The 16,425-nt window shown below is 41.5% G+C and carries 13 protein-coding genes and 1 pseudogene; 2 read left to right on the top strand and 12 right to left on the bottom strand.

Going from position 1 to position 16,425, the window contains the following annotated elements:
• Positions 1–16: 16 nt before the first annotated feature.
• From KUL10_RS18900 to KUL10_RS16195, 8 genes and pseudogenes are all read right to left on the bottom strand, one after another.
• Positions 17–823, bottom strand: a complete 807-nt coding sequence (locus KUL10_RS18900) for a methyl-accepting chemotaxis protein (protein ID WP_373415195.1) — start codon at positions 821–823, stop codon at positions 17–19.
• A 49-nt stretch (positions 824–872) separates the two neighbouring features.
• The gene (gene cheB, locus KUL10_RS16225; protein WP_110430060.1) at positions 873–1,946 is read right to left on the bottom strand and encodes a chemotaxis-specific protein-glutamate methyltransferase CheB; all 1,074 of its coding nucleotides are present in this window, start codon (positions 1,944–1,946) and stop codon (positions 873–875) included.
• 15 nt (positions 1,947–1,961) lie between these two features.
• Positions 1,962–3,515 carry a chemotaxis protein CheW gene (locus KUL10_RS16220; RefSeq protein ID WP_110430001.1) on the bottom strand — a complete coding sequence of 518 codons (1,554 nt, stop codon included), beginning with the start codon at positions 3,513–3,515 and terminating at the stop codon, positions 1,962–1,964.
• 29 nt (positions 3,516–3,544) lie between these two features.
• Entirely contained in the window at positions 3,545–4,210 is a 666-nt protein-coding gene (locus tag KUL10_RS16215) for a methyl-accepting chemotaxis protein (protein WP_110430000.1), read from the bottom strand.
• Between the two features lie 21 nt (positions 4,211–4,231).
• Positions 4,232–4,765: pseudogene (locus KUL10_RS16210) on the bottom strand (methyl-accepting chemotaxis protein); the annotation flags it as partial.
• A 162-nt stretch (positions 4,766–4,927) separates the two neighbouring features.
• Positions 4,928–8,104, bottom strand: a complete 3,177-nt coding sequence (locus KUL10_RS16205; protein WP_110429998.1) for an efflux RND transporter permease subunit — start codon at positions 8,102–8,104, stop codon at positions 4,928–4,930.
• 11 nt (positions 8,105–8,115) lie between these two features.
• Positions 8,116–9,270, bottom strand: a complete 1,155-nt coding sequence (locus KUL10_RS16200; RefSeq protein WP_110429997.1) for an efflux RND transporter periplasmic adaptor subunit — start codon at positions 9,268–9,270, stop codon at positions 8,116–8,118.
• A 380-nt stretch (positions 9,271–9,650) separates the two neighbouring features.
• Positions 9,651–10,193: a YkvA family protein gene (locus tag KUL10_RS16195; protein WP_110429996.1), complete on the bottom strand. Its 543-nt coding sequence runs from the start codon at positions 10,191–10,193 to the stop codon at positions 9,651–9,653.
• Positions 10,194–10,414: 221 nt separating this feature from the next.
• On the opposite strand from KUL10_RS16195, the gene KUL10_RS18895 reads away from it, so the two are divergent.
• Positions 10,415–11,509 (top strand): RDD family protein, encoded by a 1,095-nt coding sequence (locus KUL10_RS18895; RefSeq protein ID WP_233499865.1) that lies wholly within the window; start codon positions 10,415–10,417, stop codon positions 11,507–11,509.
• Between the two features lie 10 nt (positions 11,510–11,519).
• On the opposite strand, the gene KUL10_RS16185 is transcribed toward KUL10_RS18895, so the two are convergent.
• From KUL10_RS16185 to KUL10_RS16175, 3 genes are all read right to left on the bottom strand, one after another.
• A complete protein-coding gene (locus tag KUL10_RS16185) occupies positions 11,520–11,717 on the bottom strand; it encodes a helix-turn-helix transcriptional regulator (protein ID WP_110429995.1) in 198 nt (65 codons plus the stop codon).
• On the bottom strand, positions 11,714–12,121 hold the full coding sequence (locus KUL10_RS16180; RefSeq protein ID WP_110429994.1) for a hypothetical protein: 408 nt from the start codon (positions 12,119–12,121) through the stop codon (positions 11,714–11,716). The genes KUL10_RS16185 and KUL10_RS16180 overlap by 4 nt, the downstream gene beginning before the upstream one ends.
• A gap of 82 nt (positions 12,122–12,203) precedes the next feature.
• Positions 12,204–13,637 carry a family 14 glycosylhydrolase gene (locus tag KUL10_RS16175; RefSeq protein ID WP_110429993.1) on the bottom strand — a complete coding sequence of 478 codons (1,434 nt, stop codon included), beginning with the start codon at positions 13,635–13,637 and terminating at the stop codon, positions 12,204–12,206.
• A 570-nt stretch (positions 13,638–14,207) separates the two neighbouring features.
• Between KUL10_RS16175 and KUL10_RS16170 the strand changes: the two genes are divergently transcribed.
• Positions 14,208–15,758 (top strand): S41 family peptidase, encoded by a 1,551-nt coding sequence (locus KUL10_RS16170; RefSeq protein WP_110429992.1) that lies wholly within the window; start codon positions 14,208–14,210, stop codon positions 15,756–15,758.
• A 184-nt stretch (positions 15,759–15,942) separates the two neighbouring features.
• Here KUL10_RS16170 and KUL10_RS16165 read toward each other — a convergent pair whose 3' ends face one another.
• Positions 15,943–16,365: a hypothetical protein gene (locus tag KUL10_RS16165; RefSeq protein WP_110429991.1), complete on the bottom strand. Its 423-nt coding sequence runs from the start codon at positions 16,363–16,365 to the stop codon at positions 15,943–15,945.
• Positions 16,366–16,425 lie beyond the last annotated feature (60 nt).

The raw sequence follows: 16,425 nt of genomic DNA, 5'->3' as shown, positions 1-16,425 counted from the left end.
GCACTCCGCTTAGCTTTTAAAATAGTTGAATAGCCGGTTGTGATGATTCGTTTTGTTTTTCTCTAACTTCACCACTTGCACTATTCTTATTGGCTGATTCATACAATTCAACATTCGAATTCACTTTGTCATTTTGAATATGTGCTTCATTGCTCGAAAATTCATTGTGTGTATTTCGTTGCTCTTCCATCACATATGCATTTTCTAGTGTTTTCACATCGATTTTGTCGGGCAAGGCTTGATAGTTATGATTAAGTACACAAGATTCAATTGTGGTAAGATGCTCGTCTACTATTGAGTGAGCATTGGCAATCTGCTCTAGACGCTGACGAGTGATATCCTGAAATTGAACTGCACCAAAGCTCTCAACTACCGTTCCTTTTGTTGAAACATTTGCCACAGTCATTCTTTCTAGCATGCGTTCATTGAGCGCTTCAAGCGACGAGTATGTCTCAGACAATGAATGTAACTCTTCAGCAAATTTACTTAGCTTTTCATTCTCGACAGCGCTATTTGTTTGATCAAGTATGTGGGTCATTTGTTCTTGAACCATACTGATCGCTTTTTCAATACCCTCATCGATATGGTTTGCAGCCATTTCTGATTGCCCAGACAGGGTTCTTACTTCGTCTGCGACCACAGCAAACCCTCGGCCATGCTCCCCCGCTCGCGCAGCTTCTATCGCCGCATTGAGTGCCAGTAAATTAGTTTGAGCGGCGATGTTTTTGACCAAGCCTGTTAATTCTTTAAGCTGGTCAATTTCTTCTAGTACTTGTTTCACCCGTCCTGAATGGTCATTTTCGTCTGAGGAACGCGCTGCAATATAGTCCTGAAGTTCTTGAATTTGCTCTTTTGCATCAAAAGCTCGTTGATTATTTGACTGCGTTTATTAACGCATCGGCGATTTTATATTTTGGCAAAATTTTGTCTGCAGCATTTAATTCAATGAGTTCCCTTGGCATGCCAAAAACAACTGCGGTTTCTTCAGATTCAGCGATTGTTAATGCGCCATTTTTTTTAGCATCAGCCATAGCTTGTGCGCCATCATGTCCCATACCAGTCAATTGCACACACAGGACCTTTGATGCACCGTATATTTGCACTGCTGAATTAACTAAATGTTCAACGCTTGGGTGCCACAAATGCGATTCATCCGCTGGTGCAGAAATAGCTAGGCGTTTACCACTGCGGCTTACTACCTTGATATCTGCGTCTCCTCTTCCGATATATACGCTTCCTGGTAATAACTCTGTGGGAGAACTCACTTCGGTAACATTGATGTTGCACATTTTATTAAGCCTTTCAGCAAACACTTGAGTGAAGCGCGCAGGCATGTGTTGAGCGACAATGATCGGTATCGGAAAGTCTTGAGGCAGTGCGGTCAATATTTCTTGCAGTGTACCCGGGCCACCAGTCGAAACACCCATAACAATGGCATGAAACTGGCAGTTTTGACGTCTTGAAAACATCGTGACTGATTTTCTGTTTGTGCTTGCCTCTGCTCTTTCGCGTCGAACTCTGAGTTTCGACTGGAGAGGCGTGCTGCTGCGAATTTTCATTTCTGCTGCAGCACCTACTTTGCTAAGCAGTATTTCAGCAGATTGATCCATGTTTAATGAAACCGTTCCACCTGGCTTAGGCACGTAGTCAACTGCTCCTAGTTCCAAGGCTTCAAAAGTCACAAGTGCACCTTTTTCAGTAAGTGAGGACACCATCACTACTGGCTTTGGGCATTTATTCATGATGAGACTTAAACACGTTATCCCATCCATGACTGGCATATTGATGTCGAGTGTCACGACATCTGGATTGTATTCGGGGATTTTGTCTAACCCTTCTTGACCATTGCGCGCAACTTCAACTTCAAATCCACCTTCTTCGAGAATACGTCGAAGGTGCTTTCTCATTAATGCTGAGTCTTCAATTACCAGAACTTTTTTTGCCATTGGCATTATTGCTCCTTAGGCTGATTGTTTTTCGATTGCACTCACTTCTTTCTTCGATAGCAACTCATCGACTTCTAACACTTGAATGATGCGCTTATCGTTCTTCAGGTTAACCACTTTACCCATCACTCTATTTTGTTCTTCTGATAGGTTGGGCGAGTCTTCAATCTGCTCTTTTGGCAATCTGAGTACTTGCGCCACACTGTCAACTACAAAACCAGTCTTGGTACCCGCAATATTCAAAACCACGATACGTTGACGGTCATTGCCGTCCATCTTATCAATGCCGAAACGTGTTCTCATATCAATAACAGGTAATACAGTGCCTCTTAAATTGACTACACCCTCAATAAATTTCGGTGTTTTTGGCACTTTGTCCATTTGATCTGGGATACGGGTTATTTCTTGTACATGATCAATACTCACTGCATATTCTTGCTTACTCAGCAAGAAAACAACGAGCTGTTCAATACTATTGTCTTCGTCATCAATGACTTCTGATTGAGTATCTTGACCTTGCATTTGACTCTCCTTTAGCTCTTCATCAGACATCGCTTCTTTGACGACTTGATGCCCAAATACATTTTCAGAATTAATTATCGAAACTAGACGCTTGCCATTTTCAAGCCTACAAATTTTGTCAATATCATCGTCCATCCCCTTGTTAAGTATGTCAGGTACTTCTTGCAATACGTCATCAGTAACGCGCAACACCTCACGAACTTGGTCAACAATAAAGCCTGCGTATTCTTTTATGCCGGAAGGACGAGCGACACTCACAATGACCACTCTGTTTTGTTCACATAACGGCGCATTTTCTAGTCCGAACAAGTTTCTTAAACTGATCAAGGGAAGCAGCCTTCCTCTAAGTTCAATTAAGCCCATCACATGTGCATCCGTTTTGGGCATGCTTGCAATGTTGTCTGGAACTCGGACAATTTCTTCAACACCCATCAAATCAAATGCATATTCTTGCTCGTCGACTAGAAAACTAACCAGTTGATTGCTCGTGTCATCCTCATCTTTTTCTTCATTTTGTAAAACCTTAGTATTACTTTGAACGGCATCAGCAATTCGCTCAGACACCATTGACGCAAAGTTTTGTTTGATGATTTCATGCACGTTTAGCAATTGAGTTACTTGTTCTCCGTCTCCAGCTTTAATAACGCCATCAACAACTTCTTCATCAACACTGCTTTTTACTTTCGATGAACGATCTATTTCGGAATCATCGACGGTCTTTACTTGTAAAACTCTATCGACCACCAAGCCAACACGACCTGTTTGAGCTCCTGTATCCACCACCACTACACGTGATTGCTCGGTCAGGGCTTTATTTTCAAACTCTAATAGTTTGCGTAAATCAATAATGGGTAAAACACCGCCTCTTAGATTAGCCAATCCAATTAAAGTGTCGGGTGTGAGCGGCACCGCTACCGTGGTTGGTATGCGGATGATTTCCAACACTTGATCCATCGGAAAGCCAAATACTTCACTAGTAACTTGAAATGTAACGTATTGATTGTTTACCTGTTGGTCTAACGAATCGGTCGCTGTGGAATCAGTCATAATTCACTCCTAGCTGATAAGTTAAACGCTTACGCGCTTTGCAATTCATCTGCAATTGAAGCGATTTCTTCAATGGCAGCGGCAAGTTCTTCGGCACCCTGAGCTTGTTGCGATGAAGCAGTTGATGCTTCAGTAGCACTGTGAATGGCTTGTTCATTGGCAGCAGCAATTTGCTCCATGCCTTTCTTTGCTTGATCAACGGCTGTCACTACTTCATTTACGCCGTCCAAAATCTCGTTGCTATCATCTATTAATGACTTCATTTCAGCATCAACTTGCTCAAGGTCTGTCGTTGTTTTTTGTGCTCGTTGTGCTTCTTGCGCAGACGCATCGGCTACGTCGGCAAGATCCATACGCACTCTTACGGCTTGGTTTTGAATGTCTTTGACTAAATCTTTGATTTGTTCAACGTTTTCAGCTGCGTCATCGGCTAAGTTTTGAATATCATCTGACACCACCGCAAAGCCTTTTCCGAATTCGCCTGCTCGTGCAGCTTCCACCGCACCGTTGACTGCAAGCATCGCAGTTTTGATGGCCACAACACCACTTGCTTCGCTGACTTTATCAATCTCTCTTGATAACTGTTCGACAGTGTCGATGGCTTCTAAATTTTGTTTGCCAGTCTCAAGTGTTTGATTGATAGCAGTGATCATCTCATCAACCTTTACTTTGTTGTCAGTTAATAGCGATTGCATATTACTACCAACAGTTATCGCTTAGTTGGCTCGTTCTTGTGCCAATGAAGTACCTTGTTCGATTTGTGTGATGCCCGCTACCGCTTGTTCAACTGCTGAAGATGCTTGTTCGGCACCCAGTGAAATTTGACCGATGGCGGTCATGATTTCTGTGGATGAACGATTGATCTCTTCAACTGATGCTGATAACTCTTCAGCTGCCGCTGCGATTGATTCTGAACCTTTTTGTGCATCAATTGCTGCTACATTCATTTCTGATGCCGCTTTACCTAATACCGAAGCGCCTTCATAAAGTGACTGCATGTCAGCTTTCATTTTGACTAACTCTTCGGTAATCGCTTTTCCTTTTTCTGCTTCTTCAAGCGCAGTGTTTGCACTTTCATTAACAGTCTCGCTGAGTGTCGTAGATTTATTGCGAATACTTTCGATTTGAGTTGCAATGTCTGCTGCATTGCGTGCGGATGTTTCTGCTAATGTGCGCACCGTATCAGCAACTACTGCGAATCCTTTACCGTGTTTGCCAGCTCGGCCTGCTTCTATTGCTGCATTTAGAGCAAGTAGGTTAGTCTAATCTGCGATGCGCATGACCTGTTTAACAGCTTCATCTATTCTAAGCGCTTGTTCACCCAATTCGTTTACCATATTGATTAAAGAAAAAAGCCCTGTTTTCAAAAAGAAAACAGGGCTTTTGCATCTTAATTTAGCAAGTAATAGGTTTTAAGCTTGTGATTTCGCTTCAATTGCCTTTGCTTTACGCAAACGATAACGACTGACTACCGCATTCTTTATAGCTGAGAACGGTCTGCTAAAGTCTTGCAAAATCATGTACAAGCAAGGCACCAGAATTAATGTCACTAATGTTGCATATAAGACGGCAAAGCCTAATGCAACGGCCATGGGGATAACAAATGCAGCCTGAAGACTAGTTTCAAACATGATTGGTAAAACACCCGCAAACGTTGTGATTGATGTCAGGGTAATCGCTCTAAATCTTGCGCAGCCTGCTTCAATCACTGAGTCTCTGACGCTTAAACCTTGCGCTCGTCGTTGGTTCACAAAATCTGTCATGACCAAGCTATCGTTGATGACCACCCCTGCCGCTGCAATCAATCCAAATGTTGAAAACATACTGAGATCCATGTCAAAGGCAAAATGTCCAAAAACAGCACCCGTGAAGCTAAAGGGGATAACTGACATGATAATTAATGGCTGAGCATAGCTTTTTAAGGGGACGGCCAATAAAATGTACACCATAACCATACCTGCTATAAAGAACATCATTTGCTCATTTTGTTGAGCTTCTTGCTCTTTTATTCCGCCGCCAAGCTCAGTTTTGACAGTTGGGAATAGCTCTTTCATCTTAGGCAGTAAATTTTCATCTATGTTCTTACGCAATTCGCTTGGCTCAATCAGTTGCTCATCAATCGAACCCCAAACGTAGACACTTCTGTAGCCGCCTTCTCTGCGAATATAACTAATACCTGGTTCTTCAGACAACTCTACTACATCTCCCAGCATAACTTCCTGACCGGTAGGTGTTGTGATAACGGTATATTTTAGTTCAGCGAAACGTTCACGAGTCAGTTGTGGGTACCTGACCATTACGCGAACTTCCTCACCGTCTCTTAAGATACGTTGCGCCTCACCACCGTAAAAGCTTGCACCTACTTGACTCGCGATGGTTGTGAGGTCTAGCCCCAAATCATATGCAACTGGTTTTAGTGCCATTTGCACTTCTTTGCTCTCTGGGTCAATGGTGGAGCTGACATCAAACGCGCCGTTTTCATCTTGTAGAAGAGATATTAAATATCTTCCTGCTTCGTTCAAAGTTGCGATATCTGAGCCAAACAATAAATAACCAAACTCACCACCATCACCACCGCCATTTACGTCATCTACAACTCTAAATGACTTCATACCCGCGATATTTGGAATCGCTTCTCTCCAGCGGCGAGCTAGTTCGAATGTGTCCATAACACGCAGCTCTTCAGCTACTAGCGGTGCTAAGATTTCGCCTTCTGTGCGACCATTATTGAAGACTAGGATATCTTGTACCATTTTATGGCCGAACTCTTTTTCGATATCTTCATCAATTTGCATGATGACGCTTTCAATTGTTTGAAGTGCATTGATGGTTGTTTCATCTGAAACTGTTTCTGACATTTCAATGCGAACACTCGGGAAATCATGAGGCACTTTAGGGTCAGGGACAACGCGCACGTGATTGCCGCCAATTAAACCTAAAGACACGCAAAATAAAAGAACAAAAACACCTAATACGGGCCAACGCCATTCAGTACATTTGGTAACAAAGCGCTTATATGGGCCATGAATAAAGCCAAAGTAAGCTTTATTAAATCTATCTCTAAAACTATTTTCCTTAACAGGAGCAAATTTAGTATTGGCAATATGAGCGGGTAGTATTAGCTTTGATTCGATTAAGCTAAAAACCAAACACATTATTACTACTGCGGCAATGTTAAAGAAAAAGTCTCCCTGAGGTCCGCTGGCCATGGTAAACGGCGCAAAAACAGCAATGGTAGTAAGTACGCCAAATGTGGCCGGTGTCGCAACTTTTTTAGCGCCTCTAACAACGTTTTCAACGCCACCGCCATGCTTCTCGACCTCGGTGTAGGCTGATTCACCAATGACTATCGCATCATCTACTACGATCCCCAGTACCATGATAAATGCAAAAAGCGATAATATATTGATGGTGACCCCAAATACTGGCATCAACATCATTGCACCAAGGAAACAAATCGGTAAACCTATCATGACCCAAAACGCTAGTTTAAAACGCAAGAATAGCGCTAGCATCAAGAAGACAAGCACCGCTCCTTGAGTTAGATTTTTAAGCATCATATCGAGACGACCGTTGAGGTAGTAGGTCATGTCTACCAACACTTTAAGCTCTAGACCTTGAGGTAATTCTTTGTTTTTCTTTTCAATGTAAGCTTTTACTGAATCGGCTACGGGAATCATATTTTGTGAGCTTGTGGCTTTAACGCTCATATACATCGCGTTTTTACCGTTGTATTTGAAGTAGCGCTCACCTTCTGTGAAGCCGTCTTTGATTGTGGCTACATCTTTCAGTAATACACGCGAACCAGCACCGCCTATTTTAACAGGGATGTTTCTAAATTCCTCACCACTATAAAATTGATTTTCAACACGAACGGCAATCGTGCCTGATTCTGTGCGAATTTGACCCGCAGAGAAATTAGCAGAGTAGCGACGCACCGCATTAGAAATGTCATTAATAGTGAGATCATATTTTCTCAGCATTTCAGGGTTAATTTCGATTGCAATTTCATCGTCTGGTGAATTTAAGTTAAATAACTGGACGTTGCTTAATTGAAGGATTTCATCTTCAACTTGTTTTGCAATCGGCTTTAATTCCTCTAGAGGCAAGTCACCAACCAAAGACATTTCTAATACATCTTGTCTAAACTCAATTTGAGCAACGGTAACAGGCTCCATCGATGCAGGGAATGTAGCTATGCTGTCTATGCGAGACTTAACTTTGTCAAGCACATCATTTAACGGTTCATCAGGATAAATTTCCATTGTGATTCGACCGCCGCCGCGCCAAGAGCGCCCAACTGTCTTTTTTATCTCTGTGATGTCTTTTATTTGCTCTTCTATTTTTACAACAATGTTTTCTTCAATCTCTTTTGGTGAGGCACCAGGATAGTTGACGTATGCATTGATGTAATTAATTTCGATGTTCGGAAACATTTGACGCTGAATAGTGGCATAACTGACAGCGCCCATCACAATGATGAAAAACATCAATAAATTAGCGGCTACCGAGTTATTAGCAAAAAACGCAATGAGGCCTGTTTCTTTTGCTGTCGGATCTGGTGTCGGTGATTCAGTAATTTTTGTCATGACTCAGTCCTCTAGTAAGCGCGAGCGGCAAGTGAAACAGGTGCATCCATAATTTTCACAGGCATTCCATTTTGTGGATATTCAGGCAGTGTTTTAACCATGCGATCCTCAGCCTCAACACCACTGGAAATAAAGAAATGCTCGCCTTCTTCTCGAATGACCTCGACGTGATGTGCCACAAGTTTGTCCTCAGCATCCACTAACCAGATTTTACGTTTGTTAACTAATGATTGAGGTACTTTAAATACATTTTCTAGACGCTTTCCGACAAATGTGACTTCAACGTAAGAACCAAACTTAAGTGCAGGTTCTTCGCTGTTTAAGCTATATGGGTCATCAACACGTACAACTAAATGACTCATGCGCGTATTTTCATCAACGATTCCCAAATCACGTTGTAAATACGCTTTACGCTGAGTTTCAACCTGTCCGCGTGTAGTTACAACAGCCGGATTGTTGTCGATATCTTGAGGAAGAAATGGGCTATCAAAACCCGCAACAGGAAAGATGATTTCAGCGCTCTCTATGTTGTTTAATTTTGCGACTTGCATACCAACGTTAACAAACGTACCTGAGCCAATATTTCGAGATACGACTAAAGCATCGTAGGGAGCTTTGACTTGTGTGTTATCTAAGTCTTTTTTGGCCATGCGCAATGACGCTTGTGCGGATTTAAGCTGTGCCTGTGCACTTAATACCTGAGGCTTTCGTAAATAAAGGTCACTTACTTGATTTTGAGGTAAGTTACGTGACTCTCTTTTGGCAACTTTTTGGCGGGCTAGCTCTTCGATTAGGCTAGCTTCTGCAAGCGATACTTGTGCTTCAGCTTGAAGAACGGCAGCTTCATAGCGATCCTTTTCAATTTCAAACAAAACTTCGCCGCGCTCAACCAGCCCACCAGCGACAAAGTTGGTATTCCAATTTGTTACCATTCCCGACACTTGAGCAGCGAGCTCAGTCTCTTCAAGCGGCATCACTTCGCCAAAGCTTGTAATTTGAACGTCGTGGCTAATTGGAATCAAAGATTCGACGCTCACTGTGGGGCGAGTGTCGACGGCTTCTTTTTCTTCCGCTTCTACCTCCGCGCTTTCAATTGCTGCTTTCAAGCCAAAACCAACAATAATAATAAGTGCGAATACTGATCCTTTAATTAATTTACTTTTCATAGTGTAACTTCCTCAAGTTAGATGGCTCAATGTTACGCGCGAGATGTGACTAATGTATGTGACAAATGTAACGATTTATTTATTATCGACACATTTGCAAGGTTGATAACTCAAAGGTTTGAGTTTTGTTGGCTTGCAAAGACGTTTTGTATCTGAATTTTGTAAAAAAAACAACTTTTTTATTAGTGCTAGTGCGTACTTTGCTATTTACAAGCAAGATATTTTGTAGTTCTGAATATCAAAAGAGGGTAAGTGATCACCCAAAAAGCCAATATTCATCTACCAATACGCAAAAGAAACGCAAAAGAAACGCAAAAAAAACGGTATCGCGTTGGACACCGTTTTACTAAGTTTGCTGACTGCTTTAATACGTGAGCGGCTTATCTCGAAAACAAGCGTCTTCTGCCCCCAGACTTTCTGCGTCTTAAGTTGGAACGAAGCTCTGTTCGTTCGGATTCAAGCCATGACTCTCTATCAACATTTGCTTCGGCACCGCGCCTTTTTTCTTCTGCGCTTCGGAAGCTACAAAACGACTCATAAGCTTCTAAGTCTAATGATAGGTCTTGCAGAACGAGTTCGATCATTATTGCATCATCAAGATAGCCTAATCCTGGGATGTTATCGGGTACTAGATCGTGAGGTTCGCAAAAATAAGCGAGTGAAGTAACAATTTCAGTGCGCTCATCTGCAGGTGTTTGCCATTCTTCATCACCGATCGCGCTGATTAGTTTTTTCAGTGACGCCATGCGGGCAGAGACAAAGTCTGGTACATCGGCACTTTCCATTTCACTACACAACTCATTAGCTTTTTCGATGACTTCAGCTTCAGGTAGCGCTTTTGCTTTCTCTATTGCCGCATTCATAAGCTCTTTAAAGTGGGCCAAATCGCTGTCACTCAGCGTCAAACTAATTTCTATAGACATAGGATTCCTTGTTGTAATGTTGGTGTCGCTTGATGCCTGAGTATCGCCAAAGAACGAGAATTCGTTGATTGACCACAGCACCTTTTTATTTTTGAGTTTTTGTAGAATAGATTAGGCAGAATCGTAGGTAAAGCCCGATTTTGACTTATCGCTACTATTAATGCAGTATTTTTGTTGGTCAACACCACTAAAGTCATGAATTACAAGGAACTCATCGGGATATGACGGTCTTCGAAGAAAGTAAACAAGATGAAGCGAACGGTAAAGTAAAGTCCGAATCAGCGCTTAACGGCACCGAAACACGAAAGATAGTCACGCCCTATGCATTCACCGTTTCAAACACGCTGTTAGGTAGACCTCTCGCTAGCCCCAAACGAAGGGCATTGGCAATTTTAATCGACTTTGTGTTGATAGCATTAATAAGTACTACAAGTGCATTGCTGTTCGCTGCGTTTGTATCGATTATCTTTTTTCGTGCGGGTAGACATTCACAGCAAAATGGAGTCGGCAAAGCTTTTTTAGTCATGCTTAGGGGGCTAGGGGCGTTAATGCTATTTCTAGTAGTATATGCCTTTATTAGTGGCTACAACGATGAGGCCGATAATTTACTTTTGGATGGAAAGTTCTCTGAAACCACTATAGTAGATACTGCCCATTCTTTTTCAATTCAACAATGTGAGGGCGAGCTTGAGTGTGTTGAAACGCTTTTAGCATCTCATTTTGAGTATTATTCAGGCAGTGAGCTTGATACCGGTGAAAAAATCAAAGCATTAGATAAGCTACTTGCAAAAAGTCAGCTGGCAGAGGCTCAAATATCCGAGTTACGCGATAAGTACAGTGTTCTTTATGAATCTGGTGTAGTTGAAAAAAGCGAGTCAAACAGTACAGAGCAAGTCTTGATTGACACAGCACAGGCTGATGAAATCCGAAGTGAAGCTTTAGATGAAATGCAAAAAGCAATCACTGAGGCAGGATACGCAGAAACAAAACACGATGAAAATAAATCGCAGAGTATCTTTGAATTTTTTACGGAGTTAATCACTGATTTTGGTTTGGGCTTAGGGTGGGCAGCATTGTATTTTAGTGTCTTAACAGCGTGGTTCAACGGACAAACGATTGGTAAACGCCTTTTGGGAATTCAAGTGGTCAGGTTAGACGGTCGCGTGCCAAACCTTTGGGAGAGTTTTGGTCGTTATGGTGGTTATGGCGCAGGCCTGGCGACTGGCCTATCTGGGTTTTTACAACTGTATTGGGACCCAAATAGGCAGGCGATTCAAGATAAGATTTCTGAAACATTGGTGCTTCGCTTAAAATAGCTATTTGTTTCTAGCAGCTTGAGCCATCAAAGATTTCCTCTATTGGCATGTTAAAAAGCTTCGCAGCTTTAAATGCAAGCGGTAAACTGGGGTCAAATTTTCCTTTCTCGATCGCATTGATTGTCTGGCGTGTGACATCCAAGGCAGCCGCTAAGTCGGCTTGTGTCCAATCGCGCTCAGCGCGCAGTACTTTAAACTTATTCTTCATGAGTACCTCTTTGTTCCTAAAATCACACAAAGCAGATAGGTAGGCCCCATAACAAATAGGATGCTTGCATTATCCAACTCAAACGGCAGTAGTTTAATATCATCTAATATGCCGAATATCGCGGCGTAAACGACTGTGATACCTAGCGTTATTGCCATTGCATTTAGATGAATTTTTCTTTGTAGCTCATCCATTGCATCAAGTAACTTTTTGTTCGCTACGATCATTTTATAGGCTGTAAATAAATTCAAACCCAATGCGCAAATTGTCAGTGGCAGATTAAAATCCCACAAAAACTTGGGCGCAAACACCAAAAGGGCAAGTGAGATCATCCATGCACTGCTCCAAATTGCATTGCCTAAATTTGAGCGGCTCATTCGCTGGTGAATATTAGTATTGCTCATAGTATGGTTACCTTTTCTTTATGTTAAGTTTGCTTTACTTTTTTGAATGGTAATGCACACTAGTCATAAAGTAAAGTTTATTTTACTTTATGAGCTTTTTATATTCTTCAAAGCCTATTTTTGATTGATCAGCGACGTCGCCGATTCGCAGAACTGTTAGCCCTAGATAGTGATTGTTTACGAGCGCGTGATTAATATTTTGCCAACCTAAAGTGGTATGCACGCCATAGGCTAAAGCGTTTTCGCCTTTGACCTTGATATTTAATTTGTAAGCGCCCTCGCCAATCCATTTGACCAATGTTTTTGCTTTACTAAAAGCAGGTGCTTGTGGGGTGTCACTCATTTCTAAGGCTGTAAAATGAACGATGACTTCTCGAGTATTTAAAGCTTCAAAATTCTTAGCAAGACTTAAAATATTGTAGTAACCATTAACGTTTGCAGCGTCATAATGTGAAGGTGGGATCAAGCCAGCAGCTATTTCTGCTGAACGAGCATAACCATCTTTTTTCGCGATTAGCCAATGTATTCCAGGAATTTTATATGCGATGGGAATCGCTAAGAATGCCCCGTCGAAACTATCGTGTGCGGTATTGAGCATCGCTTCACCGTGTTTCACTAAAGACTGATGATACCAAGTTAGATAATCGCGAGCTTTGCCGGTTTTAAGGTGGGCCTTGTTGGAAAAAACTTTTTCGAAATCAACGGATATGTTTATTTGTTCAAAGTTTGAATAAGTGCTGTTCCAACTATCGTTTAAGGCTTCGATATGTTCATATTTATCTAGTAAAAACATACGAAAATCGTTTAATGCCAGTGCGTTAAATCCTTGTATGGCTCCTCTAGTCGGATAACCCGAACCAATATCATGGCTATTATAAGAAGGATAACGAAGTTCACCAGCTGGCCCCATCGAAATATTAAGCTCTTGGATCTTGTTAGCGTAATCAGCATATTTTGATTGAAATGCTTGCATGAACTCTTTGTATTGCTGATAAATCTTATTTTTTACTTCGGGCGTTTGCCAGAATGATAGCGTCTCGGATGAATAATTACCTTGCTCGCTTTTAAATTTTAAATCTTTAGCTGATGCGCCTTTAATTGAGTTCCAAATCCATGATGGAATCGGAATATTGCAATTATCTCCCACGTTTCCGCCGCACTGATGAAAAGACATGATGGGGATCCACTGAAGCTTGTGTTTGTTCAAAAGTGATAAAATTCTATCGTAATATTGCCAATCAAATATTTGATCATCTTTGGCCTCAACTTTACCCCACCAAATATCGACTGAGACGCCGTCGATGCCCATAGACTTAGCGACCTTTAGATATTCGTCAAACTGTTGCCATTGGTCAGGTGTTTTAAGATCTAAGGGAGCCATCACATTGAATGTCTTTTGATTTGCTTTGTTAGTCTTTTCTTGTGCGCCAGCTAAACTAACGAATAGAGATAGGCTTAATATCAACGCATTAATAGTGTTCAAATACTTTTTGAGTATGGCTCTGAGTAAAGACATCGTGTGTTTCCCTCAAATTGCTAATAATCTTATCGTCTCATCCCGTGAATCTAAGTCAAGTTTGATATTTGAAGAATAAACAGATTTAACCTTTTCGTTTTATAAGAAATTAAGGTTATGGTGCTGGAAGATATAACTCAAGAAATCGCCGGTCTTTTTGGTGTTGCTAGCATAACTAGTTGCCATTTCATTTTAGTGTTTACGTAAACTGTTATTCAGGAATGAATCATATACGCGTTACCAACGATAGAGTTTTGGAATACTAGGCTTTGCGTTTGAAGCTTAAGAAAAACAATTATTCCAAAACTCTAAATTCGTAAAACGAGTCAGGAAAGTTATAAGTGGTCCAAGTATGGTTGAGTTTTTGAAAATGGAGAATTTATCTATTGGCGGTTCCCCCGAACCTGATTAACAACAAGGGAAGTAAGCAACATTGATGACCTTAAAATAGTCAGATATTTGTAAAATGTTGGTTCACCTTTTTACAATTATTAGATACTTTCTAACAGTTTACCGAGTGTAAATCATTAAACTGCCTATTCACATATTTTGATTGATATAGGTAGTACAATGTTTAGATTTAATCGCACGTTAATAGCTGGGGCACTCGGTCTTTCAGCACTATTTTTGGTTGGTTGCGGAGGGAGTGGTAGCACATCGACTCCTCCTTTACCTGTTAGCCCCCCGCCTTCAGATAATCCATCTTTTACACCAATACCTGACGGTGCTTGGGTTCAAATAGGTTTCGGTCGCGCATTAAATGTTGCTGGTGACAATATAGAGGTGTATGACTACACGCGAGAAACATGTTTGGTAGCGCAAACAACGACTCAAGAGAGTCTCGCTAGTTTGATAACCGTTGAAGAATTGAAAGAAGACGAGTTTGAGGCGACAGAAGATAAAGGAAAGCTTGTATTTTCAAAAAGAAGTGAAATCCCCCCCTCGTGCAAAGACGATAGATTGATAACCGAAAACGGACCAGTGCAGACGCTTGAGCACATCATCCATAATTTCAATGACTATTATCCGTTTTTTGAAGCACGCGGGATTTTCGATTGGGAACAACGCACAACCACTGCTCGAGAATTGGTTAATGATCAAACAAGTGATGACGAGTTGCTTGAGATAATTATTAACTTATTACACGGATTAGATGATGGACACGTTACGCTTAGCGCAAGCAATGGATTTGAGTTCTCACCCGCTAGTTTAGAGGGCACAATTGATGGAATTCTTCAGGATGGTTTTACAAATCAATCTGAGATAAGCGATTTTAATAGTTATATAAGTGCACAGCTTCAAAGAATGTTTGAGATTAAAAAGAGTTATTTTGATGATGATAGCTTTAAGATGGCGGGTGGAGAAAATCAAGACACATTTCAATGGGCTACTATCGGAAATGGTGTAATCGGGTACATTGAAGTTCTGAGTATGGGAGGTATTTCAGATACTTCCGAAGAGGATGATCTTTCGGCAAGTGAAGATTTGATGGACAGAATCCTTACTGATCTAGCGCATACTGAGGCTTTAATTATAAATGTCATGATAAACGGAGGAGGTGATTTGGCGGTTGCCGACGCCATAGCGAATCGCTTTTCTCAAGAAAAGGTTACGGTTACCTCTTATCAAGCAACTGGTTATGATTACTCAAATTCTCCAGAGGTCAGCCAACGAATAGAGCGTGAGATGGAACCGACAGAGCGCGTTTCCTTTGCTCGCCCTGTCGCAACAATTGCCGGACCAAACACCTATAGTGCTGCCGAACACTTCCTTTTGTCGATGCGTGCACTCAACCACCCAGTTTGCTTTATTGGTGAGAAATCTAATGGAATTTTATCTGCAGTCTTGGATAAAAAGCTTCCTAATAACGATGTTCGGTTGGGCTTGTCTAACATGATAACCTTCGATCACACAGGCCAAATGTTTGAAGCGGTAGGCATTCCTGTTGATATTGAAGCGACTACTTTTGAGCTCGTGGATTCTAACTCGCAAAGAAATGTTGCGATGGATGCTGCAATTACTGCGCTTGGTTTTGGATACATGGTCGATCAAAGTGAGCCAGCACATGATTGTTCATTGACGGACGCTCGCTTACGATTTGAAACCACTGCCCCACAATGAATTGTGACGAATACATCGTGCGAAAAGTACTTTCACGCTCCACGTGTATAACGGCGTAAAATCACATCAGCTCATGATTTCTATCGGTAAGGCATGCAAAGGCAGTCTTGCCGATTTTTTTTTCAAATCATACTCTGTTTGATTTGAAGCATAACTGCTTTGACATTTTGCTCGATTAGAAAATTTAAAATGTAAATGAAACCTTTTTGTTTGTAGACGTTTTACATTTTCCAATACCGCCACCATCTAAACCGACTTCAGGCGCAGACAAGGTTAACCAGCAACTCATTGTAGAGCCTTTATCACCGATAAGAACTGCCTCAGCTTTGGATGAAATGGTTGTTGAATCTCTCAAAATGATAGACTCATCACTGGATTCACCAAGCTCCCAATCGGTGCCAGAGGATGTCGTTGAGCCTTGAACATACTTTCCAGTAAAACGCTCACCAGAAGGCATAGTCACCTTGAGTAAACCCTGGTGTTCGAACAAGGTTTGTTCATACTCGAACTGTACTGTGTTATTTCCACTGACCCCTTGAATCGTCCCAGTGGATGTGCATCCCGTAGTTAGCGCAAAGCCTGTTATAGTAACTAATAATTTATACATGTTCTTAAGCTTCCTGTTGTTCGACGTTGGACCTAACGTATATATGTATCGTTTGCTTTT

The organism is Glaciecola sp. KUL10, from assembly GCF_003203515.1.
Classification (GTDB): Bacteria; Pseudomonadota; Gammaproteobacteria; order Enterobacterales; family Alteromonadaceae; genus Glaciecola.
Note: the sequence above shows the minus strand (reverse complement) of the source record. Positions and strands in the feature narration are given on the sequence as shown.

Excerpts from the sequence above, each read along its gene's own strand:
- KUL10_RS16185 (WP_110429995.1), bottom strand. The coding sequence starts at position 11,717 with ATGAAGAATAAGTTTAAAGTACTGCGCGCTGAGCGCGATTGGACACAA.
- KUL10_RS16175 (WP_110429993.1), bottom strand. The coding sequence starts at position 13,637 with ATGTCTTTACTCAGAGCCATACTCAAAAAGTATTTGAACACTATTAAT.
- KUL10_RS16205 (WP_110429998.1), bottom strand. The coding sequence starts at position 8,104 with ATGACAAAAATTACTGAATCACCGACACCAGATCCGACAGCAAAAGAA.
- cheB (WP_110430060.1), bottom strand. The coding sequence starts at position 1,946 with ATGGCAAAAAAAGTTCTGGTAATTGAAGACTCAGCATTAATGAGAAAG.
- KUL10_RS16215 (WP_110430000.1), bottom strand. The coding sequence starts at position 4,210 with ATGCAATCGCTATTAACTGACAACAAAGTAAAGGTTGATGAGATGATC.
- KUL10_RS18895 (WP_233499865.1), top strand. The coding sequence starts at position 10,415 with ATGACGGTCTTCGAAGAAAGTAAACAAGATGAAGCGAACGGTAAAGTA.
- KUL10_RS16195 (WP_110429996.1), bottom strand. The coding sequence starts at position 10,193 with ATGTCTATAGAAATTAGTTTGACGCTGAGTGACAGCGATTTGGCCCAC.
- KUL10_RS16170 (WP_110429992.1), top strand. The coding sequence starts at position 14,208 with ATGTTTAGATTTAATCGCACGTTAATAGCTGGGGCACTCGGTCTTTCA.
- KUL10_RS16200 (WP_110429997.1), bottom strand. The coding sequence starts at position 9,270 with ATGAAAAGTAAATTAATTAAAGGATCAGTATTCGCACTTATTATTATT.
- KUL10_RS16165 (WP_110429991.1), bottom strand. The coding sequence starts at position 16,365 with ATGTATAAATTATTAGTTACTATAACAGGCTTTGCGCTAACTACGGGA.
- KUL10_RS16180 (WP_110429994.1), bottom strand. The coding sequence starts at position 12,121 with ATGAGCAATACTAATATTCACCAGCGAATGAGCCGCTCAAATTTAGGC.
- KUL10_RS16220 (WP_110430001.1), bottom strand. The coding sequence starts at position 3,515 with ATGACTGATTCCACAGCGACCGATTCGTTAGACCAACAGGTAAACAAT.